At 63.9% G+C, this 4,299-nt stretch carries 3 protein-coding genes; 2 read left to right on the top strand and 1 reads right to left on the bottom strand.

What is annotated here, in order from left to right:
* On the bottom strand, positions 1 to 1,274 hold a 1,274-nt coding region (locus MOV75_RS28875; protein WP_247007038.1), incomplete at its 3' end, for a glycosyltransferase family 39 protein.
* A gap of 113 nt (positions 1,275 to 1,387) precedes the next feature.
* Here MOV75_RS28875 and lepA point away from each other — a divergent pair.
* Positions 1,388 to 3,199: a translation elongation factor 4 gene (lepA, locus tag MOV75_RS28870; RefSeq protein WP_246929720.1), complete on the top strand. Its 1,812-nt coding sequence runs from the start codon at positions 1,388 to 1,390 to the stop codon at positions 3,197 to 3,199.
* Between the two features lie 466 nt (positions 3,200 to 3,665).
* Positions 3,666 to 4,299, top strand: a 634-nt coding sequence (locus MOV75_RS28865) for an MFS transporter (RefSeq protein WP_247007037.1), incomplete at its 3' end; no start/stop codon positions are given.

Genomic DNA, 4,299 nt, shown 5'->3' with positions numbered 1-4,299 from the left:
AGATCCGAGCGCGCGCCATAGGTCGCGGTGTTGCCGGCATTGGCCGCCATCTCGCGCGCGGCAATCCAGGGCGAGGCCATGAGCGTCGCGGCGCTGAGCACGAGCCAGATTACGGCGATGTTGAACAGGCTCGCGCCCTGCACGCGCAATGCGGGGATCGCGACCAGCGCCAAGGGTACCAGGAAGAACAGCGAGATGCCCCAATCGGTCTTCATGTAGATACTGAAGACGAGCGCACCGAGCGGCGGGCCGAACGCGACGATGATCTGGATGATCCACACGTTCAGCGCCTGAGAAGAATTGACGCCCGAATTGGCGCCGCGGGCCCAGGCGCGCGTGACGATGCGCAATGGCGCGCGCAGCAGCAGTGTGAACCAGGGCGGCACCAGCGCCATCGCGAGCCCGGCCAGCGCCACCGGCAAGGCCAGCAGCCCCAGATTATGCAGCCCGTAGCCGGCGACGAGCTGATGCACCTGGCTCGCGTCCTGCAGACTGTAGGTGTCGCCGGCATAGGTCAGCGGCACGAAATGCGCCTCCGCCAGCCAGACGATGTGCGGGATCATCGCCAGCACCATCGTCACGATCGCCACCCACGGTGCCGGCGAGAGCAGGAATTTCAGCCGCTCCGGATGGATCAGCGCGGCAAGGCCGATGGCGCCGATCATGGTCAGCACCCAATATTTGGTCATCAACGCCAGCGCGCCGGCAAGCCCGAGCAGGACTCCGGATTGCCAGCTCCGCTTCTCGAAGGCGTTGAGATAAGCGAGCACGAGCAGCGGCAAGGTGACGAGCTGCAACAGGTCCGGGTTGTACTTGAACCCCTTGAAATTGAAGATCGGGTAGAGCGCGATCATCACCACGACCAGGAAGGCGCGTCGCGCATCCACCACGCGCAGCGCGACGAGCCAGCAGATCACCATGCCGACGCCGACGGTCGCCATCGCCAGCGCATAGGTCGCCCAGTCCGCCGCCGGGAACATTGTGAACCAGAGGCCGGCGACCCAGCCCGACAGCGGCGGGTGCTTGCCGTAGCCCCAGAGGAATTTCTGGCCCCAGCCATAGGCTTCCGCGACGTCCATGTGGACGTCCTGCGCGGCCTTGAGATTGATCAGGATGAAGGTCCAGAGCACCGCATGCAGGATGGCGAGCTGGAGCACCAGCCACAATCTCGCCTCAGGGCGGACCGCGCAGGCAACCAGCCAGGCCCGGAAACGGTCAAAGCTCAGGCAGGTTTTCGCGCGCGTTCGGGCAGAGGGGATCGAGGTCGTGGACATGGCCGTTGCCTAGCGCGTTTTCGTCCGCGGTGGAATCAGCTTGGCGTGAACAAAGGCCCTGAAAATACAGCAAGATGGTTGCCGCACGGGGATGTGAGTGGTATCCCGCGCCCATGACGACCGCCCCCATTTCGAACATCCGCAATTTCTCCATCGTCGCCCATATCGACCATGGCAAATCGACGCTGGCCGACCGCCTGATCCAGATGACGGGCGGCCTCTCCGACCGCGAGATGGCGGGCAAGGAGCAGGTGCTCGATTCCATGGACATCGAGCGCGAGCGCGGCATCACCATCAAGGCGCAGACCGTGCGCCTCGCCTACCGCGCCAAGGACGGCAAGGACTACATCTTCAACCTGATGGACACGCCCGGCCATGTCGACTTCGCCTACGAAGTCTCGCGGTCGCTGGCAGCGTGCGAAGGTTCCCTCCTCGTGGTCGACGCCAGCCAGGGCGTCGAAGCGCAGACGCTCGCCAACGTCTACCAGGCGCTCGACAACAATCACGAGATCGTCCCGGTCCTGAACAAGGTCGACCTTCCCGCCGCCGAGCCCGAGAAGATCAAGCAGCAGATCGAGGACGTCATCGGCATCGACGCCTCGGACGCGGTGATGATCTCGGCCAAGACCGGCCTCGGCGTCCCCGACGTGCTGGAGGCCATCGTCACCCGCCTGCCGCCGCCGAAGGGCGACCGCGACGCGACCTTGAAGGCGCTGCTGGTCGACAGCTGGTACGACGTCTATCTCGGCGTCGTCGTGCTGATCCGCGTCGTCGACGGCGTCATGAAGAAGGGCAGCCGCGTGCGCATGATGGGCACCGGCGCGGCCTACGACGTCGAGCGCGTCGGCTTCTTCACGCCGAAGATGACACAGGTCGACGAGCTCGGCCCCGGCGAGATCGGCTTCATCACCGCCGCGATCAAGGAAGTCGCCGACACCCGCGTCGGCGACACCATCACCGACGACAGGAAGCCGGTGACGGAGATGCTGCCGGGCTTCAAGCCCGCGATCCCCGTGGTGTTCTGTGGCCTGTTCCCGGTCGACGCCGACGATTTCGAAACGCTGCGCGGCGCCATGGGCAAGCTGCGCCTCAACGACGCCAGCTTCTCCTTCGAGATGGAGACCTCCGCCGCACTCGGCTTCGGCTTCCGCTGCGGCTTCCTCGGATTGCTGCACCTCGAGATCATCCAGGAGCGGCTGTCGCGCGAGTTCGATCTCAATTTGATCGCGACCGCGCCGAGCGTCATCTACAAGATGAAGCTCACCGACGGCACCGAGATCGAGATCCACAACCCCGTCGACATGCCCGACGTGGTCAAGATCGCCGAGATCCAGGAGCCCTGGATCGAGGCGACGATCCTCACGCCCGACGAATATCTCGGCAGCGTGCTGAAGCTGTGCCAGGACCGCCGCGGCTCGCAGAAGGAGCTGACCTATGTCGGCGCCCGCGCGATGGTGAAATACGATCTGCCGCTCAACGAGGTGGTGTTCGACTTCTACGACCGCCTGAAATCGGTTTCCAAGGGCTACGCCTCGTTCGACTATCATCTGACCGACTACAAGCCGGCCGATCTCGTCAAGATGCAGATCCTCGTCAATAACGAGCCGGTCGACGCGCTCTCGATGCTGGTCCACCGCACCCGTGCGGAGGGCCGCGGCCGCGCCATGGTCGAGAAGATGAAGGAGCTGATCCCGCCGCATATGTTCCAGATCCCGATCCAGGCGGCGATCGGCGGCAAGGTGATCGCGCGCGAGACGGTCCGCGCACTGCGCAAGGACGTCACCGCAAAATGCTACGGCGGCGACATCACGCGTAAGCGCAAGCTTCTGGAGAAGCAGAAGGAAGGCAAGAAGAAGATGCGGCAGTTCGGCAAGGTCGACATCCCGCAGGAAGCCTTCATTGCCGCGTTGAAGGTGGACAGCTGAGGCGACGCTTCCTGGATTAGCTCAACTGCCGTCATGCCCGGGCTCGTCCCGGGCATTTGCGTTTTTAAGGCCTGGGAGGCGTGGATGGCCGGGTCAAGCCCGGCCATGACGATGACGAAAGCCGATTTCGTGGCGGGATCAGATCCAGCCCGCGCCTTTTTCGACCGGACAAACTAAAATCTCGAAAAACAACCCCATGCACAGTAGACGGGGGCTCGATGCTATTGAGATTTTCGATTTTACGAATCAACTTTGACTCGTCGGGCAAAACAGGGGCATGATGCCATCATCGCAGCGTGTGGCACACCGTCATTCCGGGGCTCGCGAAGCGAGAACCCGGAATCCATATCGCCTCTCGCACTGCTCACGCAAACGCGTACAACACCCAACCTTGCCCTCCGCTGGCAGATAAGCCACGATCCAAACTGCGCCCCCATCAACAAAACCAAAAGCGCTGAGGAAACGCATGAGCAAGCCATCGAGCCTCGACTATGGCTGGGTCGTTGTCGCCGCGGGTGCGCTGATGACTTGTGTCGGGTTCGGCACGATGCTGTCGCTTGCCGTGTTCCTGCAGCCGATCTCGGAGGCGATGGGCTGGTCGCGCGCCGGCGTATCGGCGGCGGCGACGCTGGATTTTCTCTGCATGGGCGTTGCCGCGTTCCTCTGGGGCACGCTGTCGGATCGGTTTGGTACCCGCATCGTGGTGCTTGCGGGAAGTCTCTTGCTGGGGCTCGGCCTCGTCACCGCGAGCCAGGCAACAACCTTGTGGCAATTTCAGCTCTTCTTCGGCGTGCTGATCGGGATTGCCGCCGGCAGCTTCTATGCGCCCATGATGGCGCTCGCGAGCGCCTGGATCGAGAAGAACCGCAGCCTTGCGGTCGCTCTGGTCTCGGCCGGCATGGGCGTGTCGCCGGTGACGATCGCGCCGACCGCGAGCTGGCTGATCACCGCCTATGACTGGCGCACCGCGATGCTGGTGATCGGCATTGCCGCGTGGGTGCTGCTGATCCCCGCCTGCTTCCTGGTGCGTCCGGCGCCGGCAGCCGCAGGCAACAGGAATGCAGACGCCGCACCGAACGTGGAACTGACCGCGGCGCAGG

The organism is Bradyrhizobium sp. PRIMUS42 (assembly GCF_023006515.1).
Classification (GTDB): domain Bacteria; phylum Pseudomonadota; class Alphaproteobacteria; order Rhizobiales; family Xanthobacteraceae; genus Bradyrhizobium.
Note: the sequence above shows the minus strand (reverse complement) of the source record. Positions and strands in the feature narration are given on the sequence as shown.